Origin of the sequence: Scopulibacillus darangshiensis (assembly GCF_004341035.1) — a bacterium.
Taxonomy (GTDB): domain Bacteria; phylum Bacillota; class Bacilli; order Bacillales; family Sporolactobacillaceae; genus Scopulibacillus; species Scopulibacillus darangshiensis.
Map to the genome: position 1 here is coordinate 16287 of NZ_SLXK01000024.1, position 24127 is coordinate 40413.

A 24127-nucleotide genomic window follows, 5' to 3' on the forward strand; every position below is an offset into this window, starting at 1 on the left:
CCTGATAAAGTGAGGCGTAAAAACTATGGGGAAACAACATTTTTTCACAAAAACAAAGTTTTTCTTTAAACATTTTTTCAAAAGATTTTTTGAGGATGGGACGTTAGATATTGCGGCAACATTAGCTTATTATTTTTTGTTGTCGCTTTTTCCCTTCCTCATTTTTACGTTTTCCATCATACCTTATCTGGGGATTACCCAAGATCAAGCTCTGCACTTGCTGAATAGGTATGTGCCGTCTGATGTGATGACCATTATTGAAGAAAATACCGGGCATCTTTTTAACAAGCACGGCGGTTTATTATCCATTGGTGTCATTGCGACACTGTGGCCGGCTTCCAATGCGGTAAATGCTTTGATAAGGGCCATGAACCACGCCTATGATGTAGAGGAAACCAGGTCTTTTATCGTGGCGCGGCTGCTGGCCATTGTCTTTACGATTGCCATGATCGTTGTCATTGTAGCAACTTTGGTTATCAATGTCTTTGGTCCTACTTTAGGGAAAGTTCTTTTTAGCCACTTAGACTTATCAATTGGTTTTCTCCATTTATGGAGCAATCTTAGCTTGTTGATAAGCTTTCTTATCATTATCATTGTGTTCGCCTGTATTTATATTTTTGCCCCAAATAAAAGGCTGCGGTTTAATGAAGTCATTGTTGGCGCTGTTATTGCAGCTGTCGGCTGGCAGGCTCTTTCTTATGCCTTTTCAGTTTATATTGACCGATATGGCTTTGGACAATATTCTGCCACGTATGGAACACTGGGAGGTATTATTATCCTGATGCTTTGGTTCTATCTTACGGCATTGATCATTGTTGTTGGAGGAGAAATTAATGCGGCTTTGGGTTTTATAAAAAAAATTCCTAGGAATAAATAATCATTTTGTTTGAATGACGGCTATTAAGGTTATAGATAAGTAAAAAGTCGATTTTAGAAAGGGAGTCAGTTATGCGTTCAGCAGAGCTATTATTAAAATGCTTAGAGAATGAAGGTGTTGAATATATTTTTGGTGTTCCCGGCGAAGAAAATCTTGATGTGATGGATGCCTTGTTAGAATCCAAAATTAAATTTATTACAACGAGGCATGAAACAGGGGCTGCTTTTATGGCGGGGATAATGGGGCGTTTGACCGGGAAACCAGGTGTTTGTTTAGCAACGTTAGGACCCGGTGCGACAAATATGCTCACAGGGGTCGCTGACGGCAATATGGACAGAACGCCAATTGTAGCGATTACAGGACAGGCTGGTTTGAACAGGTTACATAAGGAATCACATCAGGCCTATGACCTCATTGCCATGTATCATCCAGTAACAAAATGGAACGCGCGTATTTCCAAGCCTGACACTGTTCCTGAAATTGTGAGGAAAGCCTTTAAAATTGCTACTAATGAAAAACCCGGGGCAACACACATCGAGTTCCCTGAAGATGTGGCGGGAACCGATGTAAAGGATGGAGGGCCGCTTGAAGTCACTGAATTAAAAGGGGCGCGAGCTTCTGTTAAAAGCCTTAGTGAAGCAAGGACATTGATAAATAAAGCGAAACATCCGCTGCTTCTTGTAGGAAACGGGGTAACAAGAACTAAAGCCGCTGATGAGCTTGTCGCTTTTGCAGAAAAAATTCAGGCGCCCGTTACGGAAACATTCATGGGGAAAGGCGCTATTTCCTGGACACATCCGCTTAGTTTGATGACTGTCGGTTTAACTTTCAAGGATTATATTACGTGCGGTTTGGAAAAGACGGACCTGCTTATTGCGATCGGCTATGATATGACTGAAATTCCACCCCAACGCTTTAATCCAGAGGGGAAAATTCCTGTGCTCCACATTGACACCAAGAATGCCGAAGTGGACTCGGCCTATCCGGTTGTCTGTAATGTGGTTGGTGATATCGCGGAAAACCTCACTGAGTTGACGGAATCAGTCGATAAAAGAAATGAACCCGTTGATTTTACTAAACCGATCCGCAAACAAATTCTAGATGAATTCGACAATTATGAAAAAGATACCAACTTTCCGCTTAAGCCTCAAAAAGTGGTGTATGATTTAAGGAAGGTCCTTGGGGAAGGTGATATTACATTATCTGATACCGGCGCACACAAAATGTGGATGGCGCGGATGTATCATTGCTATGAGCCGAATACATGTCTGATTTCTAACGGGCTGGCATCGATGGGAATCTCGGTACCGGGGGCTATTGCTGCAAAAATCGTCCATCCTGAAAAACAGGTTGTCGCGGTTGTAGGCGACGGAGCATTCCTGATGCAAGGATGCGCCGAACTTGAGACAGCTGTACGCTTAAAGCTGCCGATTGTCATTTTAATCTGGCGGGATAATGCCTACGGATTGATTGAGTGGAAGCAGGAGCTTGAATTTGACCGGTCTTCAAACATTAAATTTGGCAATCCAGATTTTGTTAAGCTTGCCGAATCGTTTGGTGCAAAAGGCATACGTATAGAAAAGGCGGAGGATTTGCAACATGCCCTCAAAGAGGCAGTAGGTGAGAAGCGGCCGGTTGTGATCGATTGTCCTGTAGACTATAGCGAAAATGTTAAACTGACAGAGAGATTAAAAAAATTGGATTGTGACTGAGGGGTCAACTGAATAGGAGAGGGGAAATCGGTATTGGGTACAGCAACATGGATTTTATTGGGGATTTTTGTACTTGTACTACTATTGATTGTGATACCTTTGGGATTTTTGTTTTATCTTTATCTTGTCGATGAAAAGCAGGACCAGCATGCGGTGCTGCGAAATTTCCCGGTGTTAGGGAAGGTAAGATATTTCTTAGAAATGCTTGGCCCGGAAATGAGGCAATATTGGTTCGACCATGACAATTCCGGAAAACCTTTTTCAAGGGAAGATTATAAACATATCGTCCTTCCTGCGAAGTATAAAAAAAGCATGGTAGGCTTTGGATCGAAGCGGGATTTTGATAAACCGGGCTACTACATTCGCAATTCAATGTTTCCGGTGCAAAAAGAGGATCTTCGATCAGATAACGGTCAAATGGTTGATTCCAAGTATTATGAAATCAAGGATGAAAACCTTTTTTCAAGAAAAGAGCAGCATTTGGACGGGAAAGTAAAGCCTTGGCTCTTGGCTGATGAGGATGCTGTTGTCATTGGGGAAAACTGCAAATACCCTTTCACAGCAAAAGGGCTTATCGGCATGTCAGCGATGAGCTATGGTGCCCTTGGTGAGAGAGCGATCACCGCTTTATCAAAAGGCCTGGGCATGGCAACCGGCGCTTGGATGAACACTGGTGAAGGCGGGCTGTCCGACCACCATCTCTCCGGGGATGTGGATATCATTATGCAAATCGGACCGGGCCTATTTGGCGTGCGAACGAAAGATGGCCAGATGGACTGGGATGAGCTTAAACGCAAATCTGAGCTTAAGCAGGTTAAAGCGATAGAATTGAAGCTCGCACAAGGTGCTAAAGCCCGCGGCGGCCATTTGGACGGCAGCAAGGTGTCGCCTGAGATAGCCATAATTCGTGGTGTTGAAGAATATAAAACAGTCGACAGCCCAAACCGTTTTAACCAATTTCATGATGTCCCAACAATGGTTGATTTTATTGATAAAATTAGGGATCACACCGGTTTGCCGGTTGGCATCAAGATGGTTGTCGGTTCAACCGAGGATGTTGATGCACTAGCCAAGTTTATGAAAGAAACCGGAAGAGGCCCGAACTTTATTACCATTGACGGCGGTGAAGGGGGAAGCGGTGCGACCTATCAAGCATTGGCTGACGGTGTTGGCCTGCCAATCCGCCCTGCAATTATGATTATGAACCAAAAATTAAAGGAATACGGTGTTCGTGATCAGGTGAAAATTATAGCTTCAGGAAAACTATTTACTCCTGATAAGGTGGCTGTTTTACTTGGTATGGGAGCGGATCTCGTGAACATCGCCCGCGCCTTTATGATTTCTGTCGGATGTATTATGGCACAAAGGTGTCATACAAACACATGCCCTGTTGGTGTCGCTACGACGGATGAAAAATTGCAAAAGGCGCTTGTCATCAATGAAAAAGCATATCGTGTTGTCAATTTTGTCGTGACATTACGTGAAGGGCTGTTCAATATGGCGGCCGCTGCAGGGGTAAAATCACCTGCTTTATTAGAAGAGAAGCACATTGCCTACAAAGATGATAAAGCAAGAACCTATGGCATGGATGATTTGTATAAGGAACACATGAAGCAAACATCTTAAAAAATAGGGGTCTGACCCCATGGGGTCAGACCCCTATTTCTCAAAAGACGTAACATCCTGTTACAACGCCAGTACTAGCACGTCCTGTGCGTCGCAACTACGCCTCTGTCTTCACCAAAGGCTCGCCAATCGGCGAGTTTTCTTTATTATCCCCTCAACAGTCTCAACCCATTTAATATTACTAAGATTGTGCTGCCTTCATGGCCGATGACGCCGACAGGAAGGGAGAGCACTTGCAGGAAGTTACTGGCGATGAGAAGAAGGATCATCCCCATGGCAAAGATAATGTTTTGCTTGACTATTTTGTTCATCTTTCTCGATAAACGGACAGTATCAGCAATCTTAACTAAATCATTTTTGACCAGAACAATATCGGCTGTTTCCAATGCCGCATCCGTTCCGCCGCCCATGGCAATGCCGACTGTAGCTTCAGCTAGGGCAGGGGTGTCATTTATTCCGTCGCCGATCATTGCGACGGAACCATACTCCCTTTTTAATTGCTTAATTTCAGTTGCTTTGTTTTCAGGAAGGCAATTGGCAACAGTTCTGGATACCCCGGATTCTGCAGCAATGACCTGAGCTGTTTCTTCATTATCGCCTGTCAGTATAATCGTTTTGATGCCGAAATGGTGAAGGGCGTCCACCGCTTTATTTGTCATCGCACGAATCTGGTCCTTAAGAAGAAGACAACCAATCACACCCTCGGTATTCTCAATAAACACAAAAGTATGACTCTCCATCTTGATGCCTTGTTTGTTAAGAAAACTGTTAGCCGCAGCCTCATCGACAAACCCTATTTTTCCAATTTTATAATTAACATTATCAATTCTGCCGCTTACACCAAACCCGGGCTTTGTCTTAACATTCGAAGCCAATGGCCAATCCCCAATGGATTTCTGCTTGGCATACGCAATGATAGCCTCACTCAGTGGGTGTGTCGCGTCGTGCTCAATGGCGGCGATATGGGATAACAATGTGCTGTCAGTAAGTGAACTGTTATTTATAAAAGAGGCGACTTCTGGCTTTCCTTTTGTAAGTGTTCCGGTTTTGTCAAAGGCAATCGATTTAATCCCGGCAAGCTGTTCTAAGTGGACGCCTCCTTTCACGAGAATGCCTTGGCGGGCGCCAAAAGCAATTGCTGAGAGGACTGCAGGCATGGTGGACGCTACGAGCGCGCAAGGTGACGCGACAACTAGCAGGACCATCGCCCTGTAAATGGTTTCACTCCACGTCCAACTGAATAGAAATGGCGGGAGAATAATCATTAGAGCCACAACAGTCAAAACGGTTTTAACATATTTCCCCTCAAATTTTTCGATAAAAACTTGTGACGGGGCTTTTTCACTTTGAGCGTTTTGGACAAGTATTAGGATTTTGCTAAATAGAGAATCGTTGCTTGTTTTAGTAACCTTTACCTTCAAACTGCCGTCAATGTTCACAGTGCCGGCTAGAACAGAGGCGTTCACACTTTTAAGAATCGGCATGGATTCACCGGTCATTGCCGATTCGTCAACAGAAGTTTCGCCGTTAAGGATTATTCCATCAGCAGGAATCCTTTCACCAGGTTTAATACGAATAACGTCACCGATGTTAAGCCGTTCAACATCAATAACCTGTTCTTTATCATTTGTAATGCGCCGTGCTGTCTCCGGCCGGAGGTCCATAAGAGAAGAAATAGCGTTGGAACTTTTGGCCATTGAATAAGTTTCTAAGGCACCGCTTAATGCAAAAATGAAAATGAGCACAGCCCCTTCCAGCCAATGGTTAATAGCGGCAGCTCCTATTGCGGCCAAGATCATCAGCAGTTCGACATTTAGATCTCGGTGTCTTACTGTTTCCTCAATACCTTCCTTGGCCTTTGCGTAACCGCCAATAAGATAGGCCAAAAGGAAAAGATACCAAGGTGTTTGGGGCAGTATATGACTTATAGCCCAGCCAATAAGAATGAGAAGTCCAGCCACGAGGGCAGCGGTCAATTCGCCATGTTTTTTTACGTTTTGAAAAAGGGGTTTCTGAGGTTTTGCCATGTGATGTGATAATCCGATATCCGCCAATGAAATCACCATCCTTTTAAAAATAATTGAAATAACATGTTTTTTGCTGACATACATTTTTAAAGAATGTCCCAAAGTTACTTCTAATTGAGAAAGAAAATCATCTTCATTACCCTAAAAAGTACGAAGGCTGCCGCTTCAGGAGCGGCAGCACAACGTTTTTACATTTTAATTATAATAATTATTATATTTTATTATTTACATTCTAACATAGTGACGACTATTGTAAAGGAAAATTAATTTTATCCGGGTAGATAGAATTGCTTCTCATCCCTTATAATTAAGAGACCACACTCGGAAGGGTGTTTTGTTATGCCAGAAGTTGTGAGAAAAAGGGTAAAAAGATTTTGTACAGGCATGTTCGTTACCTATTTAACAATATTGATTTATGTAACGTTATTTACATACAACTACTATGTCTATGGACGTTCCTTCAATTTAGTGTTTTTTGACAGCATCAAATTAATGCTGAACAGCGGCAACCCTTGGCTGTTTATCAAAAATGTTCTGGGAAATGTCATTCTATTTATGCCTTTCGGTTTCTTATTGCCCCTTGTATATCGTAAGCTAAGAACATTCACAACGTGCCTCGTTCTTTCATTTATCATGAGTCTATCCATCGAAATAAGCCAATACGTTTTCGCAAAAAGGATTTTTGACATTGATGATATTTTTTTAAATACATTTGGGGCAATTCTGGGTTGGATTGTTTTTAAATTGCTCTACATTTTGATGAATCTTATTTTTAACAGCCATAAGAAAACCTCTGGATAGCTCCGGAGGTTTTGGTTTTTCTTTATTTAGTTAGCTTTCCCCAACACCCGGTTGACACGTTTGGTCAACATTTTCATTCCGCCGCCGCCGGCTTGGAAGTGGCGGAGCTTGCCTTCTTCATCAAACACGTAGTAGGCAGGTACATATTGATTATCAAAAGCATCAGTCAGTTTATGTTGATTATCAACATAAATAGGTTGGGTAATCCCATGCTCTTCCGCAACTTCTTTAATTTGATCGATATTCAAATCCTTTTCCGAACGAGGCATATGAACAGCGACCACATTTAGTTCATCTTTGTAGTTATCGCGAAATTCATTAACATTTGGCATAGCCTCTTTGCAAAGCTGGCAGCTTACCGACCAAAAGTGGATAAGCGTCGGTTTATTTCCAATCAGGTCACTTTTTTCAACCTCGCCATTAAGCCAAGCTGCAGCACCTTCTAATTCGGGCATTTCGTCTCGTAAACGCATCTCATTCACTCCTTCAAATGATTACTATTTAATTATAATAATTATTACCTAATTAATATTATAATGGGCTTCTAAAGTTAAAGTCAATGAATCACACTTTATTTGTTTGGGCTGCTTTAACGGAGCCCTTATGGAAAAGACAGCTAAGAAAAACAGCAAACATGACGGCGGCAATCCCGTAAAAGAAACCGCCGGCAGGCAATGATTTGATAAGCCAGCCGCCAATTAACGGCCCGATCATGCTTCCGACACTAAAACTCATCCCTGCTAATATATTCCCGAGGGACAGCAAAGTGTTGGGCAGCAGATCGCTGACATAGGTCATCCCCATTGAATAGATCGATCCAATGACCATGCCGGCGATTAGGAATGTAAGCAATAAGCCATGAAAGTAATTAAAGGTAATAGAAGCACCGATAAATGATAGTGTCCCTAAAAAGGACATAATTAATATCACACGTTTTCTGCCAAATTTGTCGCTTAGCATGCCGAGCGGAATCTGAGTGATAAGTCCCCCTAACACAAAGGTTGGCAACAAGGCAGATATGGCATCAATATCATAACCATTTCTTAATGCCAAAACAGGAAAGTTTCCGTTAAGCGTTGCTTCAAGAAATCCATAAGCGAATGTGGCAACGAGGCCAGCCCAACCCAATATCAAGACTTTTTTGTAACGTGATAGGGATCCGGTGTCATAACCGGATTCGGTTGTATAGATTTCGGGATAATCATTTTTCAAAAACCACATGCATAGCCAAAAGATAAGACAACCGCTCCCCGCTGTTATAAAGGGGAAGAAAAGACCAAAATCAAGCAGCCGGGCGAGTATCGGACCAATAGCAAATCCGAGGCTGAAGGCAAGACCGTAAAAAGCGATATTTCTCCCCTTTTTCTCAGGTTTACTTGTTACGGTGATCCATACTTGTGCGGCAAAATGGAGCATATTGTCACCTATGCCCACAATTAACCGCAGAGCAAACCAAAACCAAAAGCTTTCCCAAACCGGAAATAAGAAAATTGAAACCATTACAAGGGCCAAACCGATAATAAGCATCGGTTTATAGCCGAATTTGTATGTCGGTTTTTCAATAAATGGTGAAGCAATTAAAACACCTATGTACAAAGCCGAAGCGTTTAAGCCATTCAATGCTGAAGCTGTGCCGCTGTTTTCAAGTAAAATAGAGATCAGCGGAAGCAGCATCCCTTGGGAAGCTCCGGATATGAAGACGGCACCGATTAATATTGAAAATCGAAAGGAATGATAAGAAAATCGCATGGGAAGTGAAGTCCTTTCTCCGTAAACGCAGAATAACACCATTATACAAGGACGTGGAAAAAATATCATGTCACGTGTTTAAAGGTCGGACTTCGTGACACACACTGGGGAATTCGCTATGATAAAAATAAGAATTCAATAAAGGGGTTGACAGTAGACCATGAACTTTAAAATGACGGAGAATGGTTATCAAACGACAACGAATTACGGGACATTAGATATTTCCTCTGACGATCTGTACGGTTTTAGACCCTTCCAGCTGATGGTGTCATCGCTTGCTGTTTGCAGCGGGACAGTAATGAAAAAGATCTTTATAAAAAAAAGGCTTAATGTTGAAGACATTCATATTGAAGCGGAAGTAACAAGGAACCCTGAAAAAGCCGATCGGATCGAAAAGGTCCATCTCCTTTTTAAAATAAAGGGGGAGAACCTCGAAGGGAAAATGGATAAAATTATGGAGCTGACCGCCAAGAATTGCTCAATGGTCCAATCTGTTATCGGCAGTATTGATGTCACAGAATCCTATGAGCTTGTTTAGGGGGGCAGACCTCAAATAAAGGAGGGTGTACATGGGGCACGATGTCATCGTAGGCGGAACAGGGATGTTAAAAGATGTGTCGATTTGGCTTGCTTCTCAGGGAAACCACTTAACGGTTATAGGGAGAAATCATGACAGATTGCTTCAACTTGAAAGGGAGGTTCCGGATTCCGGAAATCTTAATTTGCTAAGTCTTGATTACCATAATGTGGACCAATTGACGAACGCTGTTTTGCAAGCTATAAAGGTTCACGGCCCTGTTAGCCGGGCTGTCGTCTGGATGCACAGCACTGCCAACGATGCGCTGCAGGCGTTAGTTGATTGTCTGTCATCAACAGTCCAAGACACATGGTCGCTTTATCATGTGCTGGGAAGTGCAGCGAGCAGGCCTAATGCCGTCACTAGACCGGAATTAAGAGGGAATTGTCATTATCATGAGATCATCCTCGGTTTTAACATGCGATCTGGCATATCTAGGTGGCTGACCCATAATGAGATCTCAACCGGTGTCATTCATGCTTTGGAGCATGAAGCGAGAGAGACAATCGTCGGCATTGTTGAACCGTGGGAGAAACGCCCTTGAAAGAGAAAAGACCTCCACATTTCCTAGTAATACGTGTTCAAAAAGAAGGACAAGCACGGCCAAATCGTCGGCAATTTTTCCTAGACTTTTTGAACACCCTCTTACATGGATAATTTTTTTATTCTGCGAAGAAAATAGGGATGAAGGAGGTTTTCTCATGCTAAAAAAAATCATATTAGCCATATGTTTAATTACTTTGGCAATAAGTCCATCCAGCTACGCTAAAGAGCCGGTAAAATCAAATCAAAAAAATGACATTAAAGTACCTGATTCTGTTGTTGATATTTCAAAAGAAAACACCTATCCTAATCCATCTCACGATGAACCGAGGCTCCAGCCCAGTCAATTAACCAAAGCATTATTGAAAACGGCGAAGATTGACATTCAAAATCCAACATTAATCAAACTTTTAAATGAGTCCAACATCCATACATCAAAGCTCTCATTGGGTTATCATGCGCGCATATATTTAGGAAAATGGCCGCTCACTTATGAATCCAATAAGACAACAGTGAATTGGGAATATAAGCAAGTAAATGATAATGATTTGGATGCACGAGGCAGTGAAGCGAATCAAAAGCTCACCTATAATCAGAAGCAGCAAGCAAGGGTTATGGGTGGTCTAACGGCAAAGGTTCCTGCTGAGAAAGAAGTAAAAAAGCTGATGCTAATGGAGGCAGCTGAAAACACTGCATTACCGATCTCTTTTTCAACAATTGTCGGTCAAGGAACCAAAATTAATAGAGTGTATCATGTTGAGCCCAAAAAGGTCGGCCATCTAAGCGGTTATGTCCCTGCTGTAAATGAAAAAGGGAAGATCACTTATGGTGAAGTCTATCTTGTTCTTAAAGGCGGAAAAAAGTATTTGGAAGTAAAAAATCTCGTACAACAAGGCATCGGCGCCTGGATACCTATTCAGGACCATGTTACATTACGATATACAGTGACCAACTAAGAACCAGTGCCTCCGCGCTGGTTTTTTCTTAGTTAATCAGAAAGTATAACTTTCTGACGCACATAAGTGCACTGGCTAAAGACGTAACATCCTGTTACAACGCCAGTACTAGCACGTCCTGTGCGTCGCAACTACGCCTCTGTCTTCGCCTCTGTCTTCGCCTAAGGCTCGCCAATCGGCGAGTTTTCTTTATATATAGTAAAACTTGATGCTATCGAACAAAGTGGAACGGGGCGCGGTCCAAAATGGCGCAACCGAACTTAATAAGAAATTTGGGCATATAATGGGGCACATAAGAGAGCGGATGTTAGAGGTGGGGGGATATGACAGAGTTGACCGGCTGCATCGTTCAGCCATCAGATCAAAATTACAATGGAGCACGTGCGGATATTACGCGTGTTTCATTTCCCTCAAAGTATTCCCCTGCAGGATTAAACAAATGAATAGGCCAGTTATCTTCATGATTAGATAACCGGCCTTTGTGTTTATGCTGATATAATTTTTCCATTTTGGTTTTCGTTTTTCTAGTCCGGAGATCTGCCAATGCATAGATGCCTCTGTCGGCTGATGGATTTCTCCTTCCTTCTTGAATCCGTTTTTCCCTTATCTTGCGCGCGCGGCTCTTCGTCATTATAATCAACTCCATTTATACATTTTTTCTTATATTATATGTTATCACGCATCATCTGCAAATAAAGAAGGAGCGGGATTTTTGTTAAAAGTTAAATTATAAGCTAAGCTATACTTATAAGGAGTTGGAAATATGGGGAAAGCCACAGCAAATAAAGCAGCTCAGATACAATATCTTGAAAATCGTGTGAAGCTCCTCTCCCATGTTGTTGCAGCACTTAACAGGGAAGCGGCAGATGAAAATGACTTGAAAAATATCTTAACAATGCTTGATGATTTAAAAATAAAAGTAAAACGGTTCCATGACGATTGGGCCAGCCAAGATTAACCTTTAAATTTACGGCCTTAGGGCCGTTTTTTTAGTTAATTAGAAAGCCTCTGTCTTCGCCAATCGGCGAGTTTTCTTTATGCCTTGAAAAGGACTGAAATAAGCTTACATAAAAGATAAAATATGCGGCTATCCTAACGTCGAGGAGGCCAACGCCAATGAAAAACATATTGATTTCCACTGCGTTTTTTTTAGCTTTCTTTATGATAAATCCGGCATTTGTTCAGGGAAAAGATTGGTACTTTAAACCAAGTAAGGATAATAAACCGGCGACAACTGAACCGGAATATGAAGCCTTATTGAACAAATACAACGGTATTTATATTGGAAATACGAGCAAAAAGATTATTTATTTGACCTTTGATAATGGCTATGAGGCGGGTTATACCGATGACATTCTAGATACTCTTAAAGCGGAGCATGTGCCTGCTGCCTTTTTTATTACAGGTCATTACATTAAAGATCAGCCTGAATTAGTTAAGCGAATGGTTGAGGAAGGTCATATTGTTGGGAATCATTCCTGGGGGCACCCGGATCTTTCCAAAATCAGCAATGCGAAATATAAAACGGAATTAGAAAAATTGAAAATGGCTTATACGGAATTAACCGGAAAAACACAAATGAAATATTTGCGGCCGCCGCGCGGTACATTTAGCAAGCAATCGTTAAAAATGGCCGATAAGTTAGGCTATACAAGCGTTTTCTGGTCATTTGCTTATAAGGATTGGATGAGGAATGAACAGAAAGGACCTGATTACGCCTATAAAAATATTATGAAGCGTGTCCATCCCGGTGCCGTTATGCTGTTGCATACAGTTTCAAAGGATAATGCCGAAGCATTGGGCCGTGTCATTGAAGATTTAAAAAAGAAGGGTTATCGATTCAAAAGCCTTGACTATCTCATGGCACATAAGATTGTCCCATCAAATTTTTGGTAGTAAAAGAGAGAGGGGCTAGACCCGGTTCTGGCCCCTCTCTCACTTTACAAGATCATAATTCCCCAGTAAAAGTTTAAAAAAGTAAAAATTTAGAAAAGAAGGCCAAATAGGGCCTTCTTTTCTTCTGAATCCTTTGGCTTATGTCTTATAACCTATTTTATTCAGGATTTCAAGAGGGAAATTTTTATCCCAAGAGTTATGAACATTATTCACATGATTATCCACATTATAATTAGCATTTATTAAGTCTTCAACATATTTACCCACACAATCCACAGATTTCATTTAAGTTATTAACAAAACTTTTCCCCAAAGATGTGATTGATTTAATAAGGTTTTCGAAGGTAGTCCACATATCAACAATGAGGTTGACAAACTCGTCCATTTCCTAATTCCCATCAAAATTTTTACAGTCCAAAGTATCACGCTCTGGGCGGATGTGCATATGATGGGATTACTAGAGGTGGTGAAGAACAGTGGATACTGCAAGGATAACGAAATCGCATCCTGAGAATCCCATCGCTGTAGAGGAGCATTTGTGGAAAAAAAGGAAAAGAAGAGAAGGATTAAAACATACGCTGACGGTTTTCTCACCTATCTTTTTATTAGTGTTATGGGAATTCTTATCGCGAACACAGCTGATTGATCCGCGATTCTTTCCTCCGCCGACTGAGATTATCGGTACCTTTGCACAAATGGTGATGACCGGCGATTTATTTACCCATTTGGAAATCAGTTTTTATCGTATTATCGGCGGTTTTTTGCTAGGGGTTATTCCCGCCATACTGTTAGGGTTGCTGATGGGCATGTACACCCCGGTTAAATATTTCTTTTCGCCTATTATTATGGCATTAATGCCGATACCGACACTTGCACTCATGCCAATCATTCTGATCATCTTCGGGATTGGCGACTTTGGAAAAATGGTGACCATTGCAGGAAGTGTGTTTTTCCCGGTTGTCATCAACACCGCTGCAGGGGTGGCAAATATTGATCAAATCTATCTGGATGTTGCCAAAAACTATGGTGCGAAATCAAAAGATTTCTTTTGGAAAATTGCTCTTCCGGGTTCGCTGCCGGTCATGCTTGAGGGTATCCAAATGGGGCAGGCTATTGCACTTCTAACAATCGTTGCGGCGGAAATGATGGGTGCCCATTCGGGAATAGGGTATTTGATTTGGACGTCTTATAAAGCCTTTTTGCTAAAGGATATGTATGTTGGATTGGTGCTGATTTCTTTTTTCGGCTATTTCTTCTCAATTTTACTGAGGATGCTGCAAAAGAAATTGATTCCTTGGCGGAAATAAGGCTCCAAAGGAGGGTAAGGATGGATCAGGAATCCAAGATTACCATACACAATCTTACGAAAGTTTTTTTCAAAAAGAGAACGGCTGTCACAGCGCTAAAAAATATTAATTTGGAAATCCAAGATGGTGAGTTCGTCTGCTTACTTGGACCGAGTGGATGCGGGAAGACGACATTGCTGCGAATACTCGCTGGATTAGACAAAGAAAGCACAGGAAGCTTTCATATTTCACGGGCAAAAAAGAATCGTCCGCTGCAGTCAATGATTTTCCAAGAAAAAGGGGTAATCCCTTGGTTAACCGTCGAGGATAATGTGGCGTTTGGACTAAACATGAGGCATTTGCCAAAAAAGGAGGTCAAAGAGAGGACGGATTATTACTTAAATAAAGTCGGTTTAGAGTCGTTTAGAAAGCTTTATCCATCTGAAATATCAGGAGGCATGAAGCAAAGGGTAAGCATCGCCCGTGCTTTCGCTAATGACCCGGAAATTCTTCTGATGGATGAACCCTTTGCCGCACTTGATGAGCAGAATAAATTTATTTTACAGGAAGAGCTGCTGAACATATGGTCCGAAACAAAAAAGACGGTTCTTTTTATTACACATAGTATTGATGAAGCTTTGCTTATGAGTGATCGCATTTTGCTTATGAGTTCTCAGCCGGGGCAAATCATCAGGGAAAAATATGTCGACTTGGGAAGGCCGCGAAATATGGAAATGGTCCGTTCTAATCCGAAAATGGCGGAACAGTTCGTAGATATCTGGCAGCACCTGCAAACGGCGGTTCAGGCATCACGTCAAAATTAAATTGGTTGGGGAGGTTTAAGAAGATGGCAAAAAAATTCTTGGCATTGCTTTTGGTCATTCCGCTCTTGGCATTTGTCATGAGCGGGTGTCAAAGCGATAAAGAGGGCAAGCATGATAAAACACTTGTGGATCAATCGGCAGATCCGGTTGATGGCGATTTAAAGCCATTAAAGAAGCAAACAACGGTAGTCGTGGCTGAAGATGGCTCTGCTTCTGGAGCCGGTTTTTACATTGCTAAGGAGAAGGGCTATTTCAAGGACTACAATATTAAGATTAAATTCGCGACCTTCTCAAACAGTGATGACATGCTGCCGGCATTGGCTTCAGGAAAGGTTGATGTGGCGGGCGGGATTTCTTCAGCTTCCTTTTTTAATTCTATCGCACAAGGCATAGATGTCAAAATGATCGCTGATAAGGGCCACAATATCAAAGGCCACTCCTATTTCTCATTTGTGATCCGCAAAGATTTACAAGACAAAATAAAATCCTACAAGGATTTAACAGGAAAGAGAATTGCCGTTTCTACAAAGAACGGTGTTGATGATTATATCTTTTCCCAAATGCTTAAGTCAGCCGGTTTAACTCGAAAAGATGTTGATTTTGTTCTAATGTCAGATTTCGGCAACATGCTCTCTGCTATGGGCAATAAACAAATTGATGCCGCTCTGCAAATTGAACCCTTGATTACAAAAGGGACAGCTAAAGGGATCCATGTAAGGTTCGGTGATGCCACAGATTTTGCACCAAAGGCTCAAATCGCTATGGTATTGGGGTCACCGCAATTCGTTGGAAAAAACCGTGATGTCGCTCTCCGGTTCATGGTGGCGTATCTTAAAGGGCTTAGGGATTATAATGATGTCTTTGTAAAGGGAACCGGTGATAAAGATGGGATCATTAACATTATGACCAAATACACCCCGCTTAAGGATCCAAAAATATGGGAGAAGGTCGATGTGGCGGGACTTGATCCAAATGGGAAAATGTTCGTGGATGATATTAAGAAACAATATGAATGGTATAAATCGAGAGGCGGCATTTCAGGTGATGTCGACATGAAAAAGGCGGTTGACACATCTCTTGCTAAAGAAGCTGTCAAGATATTAGGCGAATATAAATAGATATAAAGAGGACCAAAACACGTGACATTTCTCCCGCGCTTTTGGTCTTCTTTTTTACTCAGCCGATCGGGTGGCAAACAATTCGACGAGCAAAAGTGCAACGCCGCCAATTGCCGCTGCCTGGTCACCGAGTTTTGAAGCTGTTATTTCGGTAGACTTTGCCTGAATGGTTAAACCGCGCTGTTCAATCGTTTTCTTTATGCTATCCAAAATGAAATGTCCGGCTTTTGAAACACCGCCGCCCATGATGACTTTCTTTGGGTTAACGGTATGTATAAGATTGGTAAGTCCTATTCCAAGATATCTCCCTGTCTCGTCCAGCACCCTTTGACTTAGCTGATCGCCTTTAACCGCTGCATCATAAATAAGCTCACCGGTTATGAGGCCAAGCTCCCCGCCAGCCATTTCTGTGATAAGACTTTCTTGTCCCATCGCAATTTCCTTTTTCATCCTTTCAGCAATAAAAGGGCCAGCAGCCAAAGCTTGAAGGCAGCCATAATTGCCGCAACTGCATTTTGGACCATTAATGTCGATGGTCATATGACCGATTTCCCCGGCCAAATAATCATCGCCATGATAGAGCTTCCCATTAATTATGATTCCGGCGCCAATCCCTTCACCGACATTTACACAAACGAATTCATCGGTTTTTCTCCCGTTTCCGAACCAAGCTTCACCAAGTGCCATGGCCCTTGCATCATTTTCGACTTTAACAGCCATCTTAAATTCATTCTCTAAATGTTCTTTAATTGGAACATCCCTTAATTGAAGGATGGGAGCATATAAGGATATACCGTTTTCGACATCAACAATGCCATGCATGGCAACTCCTATGCCAATCATTCGTTCCTGATCAATTTTAGCGTTTCGTTGAAATAATTGCCTTATAGAATCACTTAAAACCTCAAGCAGTTTGCCGTTCGTCATGGAACTAGTTAAATTAATTTTAACTGAATCAAGAACCGTTGCATTTAAATTAGTCAAAACTGAATAAATAGATGAAGGACCAACATCGACGCCAATAATATAGAAGTTTTTGGCATTAATGACAAGCATCGTCGGTTTTCTGCCGCCTCGGGACTCACCCTGATTGCTTTCCATTACTATATCAGTATCAATGAGTTCTTTCACAAGGTTGCTGACTGTCGGCGGTGTTAAGCTTGTTTTTTTCGCGATCTCTGCACGGGAAATAGGTCCTTCACTGCGAATCATATTTAAGATTAACGATCGGTTAAGCGATTTCATTAATTGAAAGCTGCCCATCAATAACTTTGTCACATCCGACACCTCATTTTAGTAAACTTAATTATCTATTATAACTTATAAAAATCTTGAGAGTAAATCAAAAGTCAAGTATATCAAAAGCGAATTTAACACATTTTAAACATATATCCATTTAAAACAGCGTTTCCTTGGAGGTTTCTGTATTGAGCGATAAGAAAAACAAGCAAAATTATGATGAAGAGTATTCCAGGCATTTGGATTATGCTGATCAAAAACAAAAAAGGAAAGAAAAGAACCAAAAGGAGCAAAAGGAAAGATAATAGTTCCATTTGTAAAAAAGAATTCAGGACAAGCTCCTGGATTTTTTTATATTTAATTTATTTGATATTTTTATTCAACCATTTTATAATGTAGTTAATAAAATTAATTAATAAAGTAGTTTTATATGTGTTGATCTAAAGGAGGAAAAAATGATGGCAGAATTACGCTACAATCCTTTGCTGGATGATTGGACAATGGTGGCGGCGGCACGGCAAAAACGTCCTAACATGCCAAAAGATACTTGTCCGTTTTGCCCCGGTTCAGGTAAGGTGCCTGATCATTATGATGTGCACCTCTACCATAATGACTTTCCGGTCCTTTCCCCAAATCCTCCAGAACCGGATGATGTCGGCGGCTCGCTTTATCAAACGAAAGAGGCAAAAGGAAAATGCGAGGTTGTCTTATATTCACCTGACCATAACGCAACCGTACCAGATCTATCAAGGGATCATATGAGCAAACTTTTCGAACTATGGACTGATACCTTTGCCAATTTAGAAAAAGACCCTGAACACAAATACATTATGATTTTTGAAAACCGCGGGGAAGAAGTCGGCGTGACGATGCCTCATCCACATGGTCAAATCTACGCTTACCCTTTTGTACCATTGAAGATAAGAACAGAGCTTGCAAACACTAAAGCGTACTATGAGAAACACCAAAGGAATATGTTCGACGATATCATTGCTGAAGAAAAAAAGTTTGGCAAACGTGTCATTATGGAGAATGATTCTTTTCTTGCATTTATCCCTTTCTTTACTGATTATCCTTTCGGGGTCCATATTGTCAGTAAAGAAGAAAAATTAGCGATTACTGAATTTACGGATGAAGAAAAACAGGCTTTGGGTGACATGTTGCAGCAAATTGTAGGCGGGATGGACTGTATTTACGACCGGCTTTTCCCATATATGATGACAATGCACCAACGTCCGTCGAATAGTGGAGATGTTAGTGATTATTACCGTTTTCATATCGAATTTTATCCGCCTCTTCGTGATAAAAACAAGATTAAGTATAATGCTTCTTCAGAAACGGGAGGCTGGGCGGCTGCAAATCCGACAAGGGTTGAAGAAACGGCGAATATGCTGCGTAAAGCAATGAAAAAGTTTGAACAGGAGGGGTGAAGATGTTGGGAGTAAAAAAACAGCTTTTAGACGACTTTCGTCATTATTTTCCGGGAAATAATGACGATATCCGATTATTTTTTGCACCTGGCCGTGTTAATTTAATTGGTGAGCATACTGATTATAATGGCGGTTATGTATTACCAGCAGCATTGTCTAAAGGCACATATATGGTATGCCGTGTCAGGCATGATGGGGAGTTTCATTTGAAGAGTGCAAACTTCCCTGATCAAACCGTTCATTTTTCGATAAATCAACTGGATTACAAGACCTCTGATGACTGGGGAAATTACCCGAAAGGCATTATAAGTGAATTGAAAAAGGCTGGCACAGAGTTAACGGGTGCCGATATCTATTATTATGGTGAAATCCCTAACGGTGCGGGCCTATCCTCTTCAGCTTCAATTGGGATGGTCACCGCTTTTGGCTTTTGCCAAGTATGCCAGTTTTCAATGTCCCTTATAGATACAGCTCTATTGTGTCAAAGAATGGAGAATCATTATATCGGCGTAAATAGTGGTATCATGGATCAATTTGCTGTCGGGTTCGGCAAGAAGGATCACGCCATGTTTCTTAACTGCGGGACCCATGAGTTTGATTTAGTTCCTCTTAGGCTAGGAAATTATAAATTAGTGATTACTAACACGAATAAGAGAAGGGGCCTTGCGGATTCAAAATATAATGAGCGAATAGCTGAATGCCAGAGGGGACTGGCCGCTATTCAAGAGCTTCATCCAGAATACAATACGTTGACTGATATCTCGCTAGATGACATTGAAAAGGTCAAAAACAAGCTTGAACCTGTTGTTGAAAAAAGAATGAGACATGTTGCAACAGAAAATGAACGTGTCGTGGCAGCTGTTAAAGCCTTAGAATCGGATCACCTGGAAGCTTTCGGAAAGCTCATGATTGCTTCACATGAATCATTAAGGAACGATTATGAGGTCACTGGTCAACATCTGGATATGTTATTTGATATTCAACAAGACTGTAAAGGCTGCATTGGAACACGGATGACTGGGGCAGGGTTTGGCGGCTGTACAGTGAGTATTGTAAAGGGAGAACAGATTGAATCTTTTAAAGAGCAGGTTACTATGATGTACACAGGAAAATTCGGACTTGAACCAAGCTTCTATATCAGTGAGATTGGTGATGGTGTTAAAGAATTTGAAAGGGTGACGGGGAAATGACCATTTTAGTTACTGGCGGTGCAGGTTATATAGGGAGCCATACTGTTCTTTATTTGAAGGAGAAGGGGCTTGATGTTGTCGTTTTGGATAGTCTGCAAAAAGGTCACCGCGAAGCCGTGTTAAATGCACCGCTTTATACAGGCCAATTAAAAGATGAAGCGGTATTAGATGAGATTTTCCAAAAACATGCCATTGAAGCGGTCGTTCACTTTGCCGCTGACTCTTTAGTTGGGGAGAGCGTTCAGGATCCGCTAAAGTATTATGAAAATAATGTGGGCGGAACGCTTAATCTTTTGGAAAAAATGGTACATTACGGTGTGTTGCGTATTGTCTTTTCGTCTACAGCTGCAGTGTATGGGGAACCAGAATCCATTCCGATTCAGGAAACCGATCAAACCGCACCAACCAACCCCTATGGGGAGACAAAGCTTGCCATTGAGAAAATGCTGAAGTGGTCAGATCAGGCTTATGGTCTTAAATCGGTCTGTTTAAGATACTTTAATGCCGCTGGTGCGGATCCGCAAGCAAAAATTGGTGAAGATCATCAGCCTGAGTCCCATCTGATACCGATTGTCCTCCAAGCGGCACTTGGACAGCGGGATAAGATAGCCATTTTCGGGGATGACTATCCGACGGAAGATGGCAGCTGTGTCCGGGACTATATTCATGTTATGGACTTGGCGCAGGCCCATTATCTGGCACTTAAGAAGCTTGCTGCCACCAATGAAAGCGGTATTTACAATCTTGGAAGCGGAAAGGGCTTTTCCGTACAAGAGGTTATCGACACATGCCGGAAGGTTACTGGCAGAGAGATTAAAGCTGACGTATCACCGCGGCGTCCGGGAGATCCTGCAGTACTTATCGCTTCATCACATCGCGCAGAGGAAAAGCTTGGCTGGAAACCGGAATACACTGAACTTGATGAGATTGTGGCACATGCCTGGCAATGGCACAAACAGTCACCGAACGGATATAAAAATTAAAGAAGGTGCGGCAATGAAACTGGCAAAATTGAGAACATATTTAAAAAAGAACGATTTTGATGGGATTCTGCTGCGGAGGCGGCAAAACTTCTCTTGGCTGACAGGCGGCCGCTATAACCACATTGTTCAGAGTGTTCCTGAAGGGGTTGCTGATCTTGTCGTTACACAAGACAATGTTTACATTGTGACCTCAAAAATGGAAGAACGCCGGATATTAGAAGAGGAATGTCAGACCCTCGGCTTTGACGTTGAGGTCCTATCCGATGATTGGATACGTGACCTTACCCCGCTAGTTGAAAAGATTGGGAAGGGCAAAAGAATGGCAACGGATACGCCTTTCAAGGACTGGCTTGCCGTGAATGATGCGCTTATTCCGCTGAGAACGGTGTTAAATGAAGAAGAAATAAACCGTTACAGAAGCCTTTGTCAAGATACGGCCCGGGCTTTGGAGTCTGTTTGCCGGGAAATCCTTCCAGGTCAGACAGAGCACGAGATAGCAGCAATGCTTGCGGGAAAAATAATAGAAAAAGGGGTTCATCTTCAAGTTTTGCTTGTGGCAACAGATGAGCGGATCTACAATTACCGGCACCCGATTCCGACTGATAAGCGGCTGGAAAAACATGCGATGATTGTGATTTGCGCTGAAAGACATGGACTTGTGGCCAATGCGACACGGTTTGTCTACTTCGGAGAGCCCCCTGCAGAGCTTATCGAGAATAAAAATAAATTAGCAATGATTGATGCCGTCATGAACGACGCCACAAAACCAGGGAAAAAAATATGTGATGTATTCAAAGCTGGTGTTGCTCAATATGAGAGGGCAGGTTTCCCGGATGACTGGAAGAAGCTCCATCAAGGCGGTTTGACTGGTTATGATTCAAGGGAAATAATCGCTGTGCCTGAGACGGATGTCATCATTAAAGCCAATCAGGCATTTGCCTGGAACCCGTCATTGCCAGGCATCAAATCAGAAGATACAATACTAGCTAAAGAGAATGCTAGTGAATTTTTAACGACAACAGGGGAATGGCCATCCATAGATGTTTGTATTCAAGGGAAAGTGTACAAGAGGCCTGATATTCTGTTTCGAAGAATGTTTTAAGAGATTTGACAACGGCTCCAATAACTATTAGTTTTGACTATATTAATAAATTTAAGTAATAATCATATATTTTGAAAGCGGTTATCAAATCAAAGTTAAAGGGTGAAAGATTCATGGACAAAACACTATTTAATGCCGGTGCAGTCGATTATATCGTCATCATCGTTTATTTTGCTTTTGTGATCGGCATTGGTTTTTTCTTGAAAAACCAAATGAAGACAGGCAAAGACTTCTTCCTGTCAGGCAGGTCAATTCCAACTTGGATCACCGGGATCGCTTTTTTATCAGCGAACTTAGGTGCCTTGGAATTGTTGGGAATGGCGGCACAAGGCGCCGAGTATGGCATGCTGACAACACATTTCTATTTGATCGGTGCGATCCCCGCCATGTTGTTCTTGGGCCTTTATATGATGCCATTTTATTATGCATCAAAGATCCGTTCGGTCCCGGAATACTTAAAGCTGCGATATAATGAGGCTACCCGGGGACTTAATGCCGTCTCGTTTGCGGTCATGACTGTTCTAGTATCAGGAATCAGCCTTTATTCTATGGGTCTTATTTTTAAGGTGCTTATCGGCTGGTCGCTGACGACGAGTATTCTATTTTCCGCTGTTGTTGTTTTAATCTATGTTGGACTAGGCGGATTAACCTCCTCGATTTATAACGAGGTCGTTCAATTCTTCCTAATTTGGCTGGGATTGCTGCCTATACCGATTCTCGGATTGCACGAGTTAGGCGGCTGGGATGGCATGCTTAGCCGTCTGCCTGAGAGCTTCGGACATTTGTGGGCAACCACAGGTGATCCAACGCAGAATGCCATGGGTGTCAGCTGGCTAGGCATTACCCTTGGATTAGGATTCGTGCTCGGCTTTGGTTACTGGACGACTGACTTTTTGGTCGTTCAAAGGGCGTTCGCCGCAAAAAATTTAAGAGCGGCACAGAACACGCCGATTTTTGCAACTTATTTTAAAATGATTGTGCCTTTTCTCGTTATCATTCCGGGATTGATTGCTGCAGTATTGTTTCACAATTTGGGCAAGCCGGGAGGGCCGAGTTACAATCTTGCACTTCCGATGCTGATCCAGCGCTATTATCCGCCAGGTCTGCTTGGACTCGGACTAACAGCTATGCTTGCGAGCTTCATGAGCGGCATGGCGGGTAACATCACGGCATTTACATCTATTTTCACATATGATATCTATCAGTCTTATATCAAGAAGGATGGGACTGATAAGCACTATATCTCTGTAGGCCGCTGGGCAATTGTCTTAGGCGTTGTTGTCAGTATCGGTACGGCTTATATTGCTGCAGACTTTCCAAGTGTCATGGATTACATGCAAACATTGTTCTCTTTCTTTAACGCGCCATTATTTGGTACATTCTTACTCGGCATGTTCTGGAAGCGGACGACACCATGGGCCGGTTTCTGGGGATTACTCTCTGGGGTAGTTGGGGCAATCGTTCTCTATTTCGCGACGCCCGACAGTGTCTATGCCAGCCCGCAAGCAGGTAACTTCTGGCGTGCCTTTATGGCATGGGGCATTACAATGCTCGTCACCATTGTCGTCAGCTTTATAACGAAGCCAAAGCCTAAAGAAGAGCTGAAAGGCCTTGTTCGCGGATTTTCTGACCGGGTGAACTACAAGCATCTCCCATGGTTCAAAAGACCGGGCTATCTTGCTGCGATTTCATTTGTCATTCTTATTATCTTCAATATCTGGTTCTGGTAAGGAGGAGGTTCAACCATGGAATCTAAGAAAAGAGACTATTTAGACCTCCGTAAGATTATTGGCTCGCTGCTAACCTTCTACGGGGTCATCATTGCAGGGTACGGCTTATTTGTCAAACCTGATAAAGCGCATTTGCCATTCAATATCAATCTGTGGTGGGGGCTTGTCATCCTCATCGTGGGTCTGGCATTTCTCTTCGCATCGCTTCGAAAACTTAAAGTAGACGATGAGTGAGAAATAGTTTAAAAGCCTCGTATGGGTGTTGGCCTGTACGGGGTTTTTATTTTATGCATTTAAAACACCTTAGAGATTCTCTATTTTTATTATAAACATAGTGCGGTTTCACTTTTGGAAGAATATCGCAAATACTTAAGATTATTTTCCTAAGCGGCGAGGATGAACTAGTGAGATATGCCTGGTAACAAGTAACTGATTATTATAATTAGTCTAAAATAAGGGGT

At 42.2% G+C, this 24127-nt stretch carries 23 protein-coding genes; 18 read left to right on the plus strand and 5 right to left on the minus strand.

All coding sequences use genetic code 11. From position 1 onward, the window contains the following. The first annotated feature begins 25 nt into the window (after positions 1-25). The 3 genes from EV207_RS14870 to EV207_RS14880 all read left to right on the plus strand — a co-directional run bounded on the left by EV207_RS14870 (position 26) and on the right by EV207_RS14880 (position 4215). Complete coding sequence (locus tag EV207_RS14870; RefSeq protein WP_132746947.1) at positions 26-877, plus strand: YihY/virulence factor BrkB family protein; 852 nt, start codon at positions 26-28, stop codon at positions 875-877. Between the two features lie 71 nt (positions 878-948). Continuing rightward, positions 949-2589: an acetolactate synthase large subunit gene (locus EV207_RS14875; protein WP_132746948.1), complete on the plus strand. Its 1641-nt coding sequence runs from the start codon at positions 949-951 to the stop codon at positions 2587-2589. Positions 2590-2622: 33 nt separating this feature from the next. After that, on the plus strand, positions 2623-4215 hold the full coding sequence (locus EV207_RS14880; protein WP_132746949.1) for an FMN-binding glutamate synthase family protein: 1593 nt from the start codon (positions 2623-2625) through the stop codon (positions 4213-4215). Between the two features lie 146 nt (positions 4216-4361). On the opposite strand, the gene EV207_RS14885 is transcribed toward EV207_RS14880, so the two are convergent. Next, positions 4362-6278: a heavy metal translocating P-type ATPase gene (locus EV207_RS14885; protein ID WP_424511376.1), complete on the minus strand. Its 1917-nt coding sequence runs from the start codon at positions 6276-6278 to the stop codon at positions 4362-4364. A 303-nt stretch (positions 6279-6581) separates the two neighbouring features. On the opposite strand from EV207_RS14885, the gene EV207_RS14890 reads away from it, so the two are divergent. Then, on the plus strand, positions 6582-7043 hold the full coding sequence (locus EV207_RS14890; RefSeq protein ID WP_243647097.1) for a VanZ family protein: 462 nt from the start codon (positions 6582-6584) through the stop codon (positions 7041-7043). A gap of 26 nt (positions 7044-7069) precedes the next feature. Here the strand turns inward: EV207_RS14890 and EV207_RS14895 are convergent, their stop codons facing one another. Together EV207_RS14895 and EV207_RS14900 are read right to left on the minus strand one after the other, a co-directional pair. Next, entirely contained in the window at positions 7070-7516 is a 447-nt protein-coding gene (locus EV207_RS14895; protein WP_132746950.1) for a TlpA family protein disulfide reductase, read from the minus strand. A gap of 91 nt (positions 7517-7607) precedes the next feature. Further along, positions 7608-8792, minus strand: coding sequence for an MFS transporter (locus EV207_RS14900; protein WP_243647098.1), 1185 nt, complete (start codon positions 8790-8792; stop codon positions 7608-7610). Between the two features lie 160 nt (positions 8793-8952). On the opposite strand from EV207_RS14900, the gene EV207_RS14905 reads away from it, so the two are divergent. The 3 genes from EV207_RS14905 to EV207_RS14915 all read left to right on the plus strand — a co-directional run bounded on the left by EV207_RS14905 (position 8953) and on the right by EV207_RS14915 (position 10868). Continuing rightward, positions 8953-9330 carry an OsmC family protein gene (locus tag EV207_RS14905; protein WP_132746952.1) on the plus strand — a complete coding sequence of 126 codons (378 nt, stop codon included), beginning with the start codon at positions 8953-8955 and terminating at the stop codon, positions 9328-9330. 31 nt (positions 9331-9361) lie between these two features. Further along, on the plus strand, positions 9362-9913 hold the full coding sequence (locus tag EV207_RS14910; protein ID WP_132746953.1) for a Rossmann-fold NAD(P)-binding domain-containing protein: 552 nt from the start codon (positions 9362-9364) through the stop codon (positions 9911-9913). A 157-nt stretch (positions 9914-10070) separates the two neighbouring features. Next, on the plus strand, positions 10071-10868 hold the full coding sequence (locus EV207_RS14915; RefSeq protein WP_132746954.1) for a YfkD family protein: 798 nt from the start codon (positions 10071-10073) through the stop codon (positions 10866-10868). Positions 10869-11235: 367 nt separating this feature from the next. On the opposite strand, the gene EV207_RS14920 is transcribed toward EV207_RS14915, so the two are convergent. Next, a complete protein-coding gene (locus EV207_RS14920; RefSeq protein WP_132746955.1) occupies positions 11236-11499 on the minus strand; it encodes a hypothetical protein in 264 nt (87 codons plus the stop codon). A gap of 132 nt (positions 11500-11631) precedes the next feature. On the opposite strand from EV207_RS14920, the gene EV207_RS14925 reads away from it, so the two are divergent. The 5 genes from EV207_RS14925 to EV207_RS14945 all read left to right on the plus strand — a co-directional run bounded on the left by EV207_RS14925 (position 11632) and on the right by EV207_RS14945 (position 15992). Then, on the plus strand, positions 11632-11826 hold the full coding sequence (locus EV207_RS14925) for an SE1561 family protein (RefSeq protein WP_132746956.1): 195 nt from the start codon (positions 11632-11634) through the stop codon (positions 11824-11826). Positions 11827-11984: 158 nt separating this feature from the next. After that, positions 11985-12764, plus strand: a complete 780-nt coding sequence (gene pdaA / locus EV207_RS14930) for a delta-lactam-biosynthetic de-N-acetylase (protein WP_132746957.1) — start codon at positions 11985-11987, stop codon at positions 12762-12764. A 476-nt stretch (positions 12765-13240) separates the two neighbouring features. Beyond that, positions 13241-14071 carry an ABC transporter permease gene (locus EV207_RS14935; protein ID WP_243647099.1) on the plus strand — a complete coding sequence of 277 codons (831 nt, stop codon included), beginning with the start codon at positions 13241-13243 and terminating at the stop codon, positions 14069-14071. Positions 14072-14091: 20 nt separating this feature from the next. Beyond that, entirely contained in the window at positions 14092-14874 is a 783-nt protein-coding gene (locus EV207_RS14940) for an ABC transporter ATP-binding protein (RefSeq protein WP_132746958.1), read from the plus strand. A gap of 23 nt (positions 14875-14897) precedes the next feature. After that, entirely contained in the window at positions 14898-15992 is a 1095-nt protein-coding gene (locus EV207_RS14945) for an ABC transporter substrate-binding protein (RefSeq protein WP_132746959.1), read from the plus strand. Between the two features lie 54 nt (positions 15993-16046). Here EV207_RS14945 and EV207_RS14950 read toward each other — a convergent pair whose 3' ends face one another. Next, a complete protein-coding gene (locus EV207_RS14950) occupies positions 16047-17255 on the minus strand; it encodes an ROK family transcriptional regulator (RefSeq protein ID WP_132746996.1) in 1209 nt (402 codons plus the stop codon). 431 nt (positions 17256-17686) lie between these two features. On the opposite strand from EV207_RS14950, the gene galT reads away from it, so the two are divergent. The 6 genes from galT (at position 17687) to EV207_RS14980 (ending at position 23900) form a co-directional block, all read left to right on the plus strand. After that, positions 17687-18661 carry a galactose-1-phosphate uridylyltransferase gene (gene galT, locus EV207_RS14955; protein WP_243647100.1) on the plus strand — a complete coding sequence of 325 codons (975 nt, stop codon included), beginning with the start codon at positions 17687-17689 and terminating at the stop codon, positions 18659-18661. 2 nt (positions 18662-18663) lie between these two features. Continuing rightward, positions 18664-19851 (plus strand): galactokinase, encoded by a 1188-nt coding sequence (locus EV207_RS14960; RefSeq protein ID WP_132746960.1) that lies wholly within the window; start codon positions 18664-18666, stop codon positions 19849-19851. Then, positions 19848-20834 (plus strand): UDP-glucose 4-epimerase GalE, encoded by a 987-nt coding sequence (gene galE / locus EV207_RS14965; RefSeq protein ID WP_132746961.1) that lies wholly within the window; start codon positions 19848-19850, stop codon positions 20832-20834. Before EV207_RS14960 ends, galE begins: the two co-directional genes overlap by 4 nt. Then, the gene (locus EV207_RS14970; protein WP_243647101.1) at positions 20788-21936 is read left to right on the plus strand and encodes a M24 family metallopeptidase; all 1149 of its coding nucleotides are present in this window, start codon (positions 20788-20790) and stop codon (positions 21934-21936) included. Before galE ends, EV207_RS14970 begins: the two co-directional genes overlap by 47 nt. 113 nt (positions 21937-22049) lie before the next feature. Beyond that, on the plus strand, positions 22050-23666 hold the full coding sequence (locus EV207_RS14975; protein ID WP_132746962.1) for a sodium:solute symporter family protein: 1617 nt from the start codon (positions 22050-22052) through the stop codon (positions 23664-23666). Between the two features lie 15 nt (positions 23667-23681). After that, entirely contained in the window at positions 23682-23900 is a 219-nt protein-coding gene (locus tag EV207_RS14980) for a hypothetical protein (RefSeq protein ID WP_132746963.1), read from the plus strand. Positions 23901-24127: the final 227 nt, after the last annotated feature.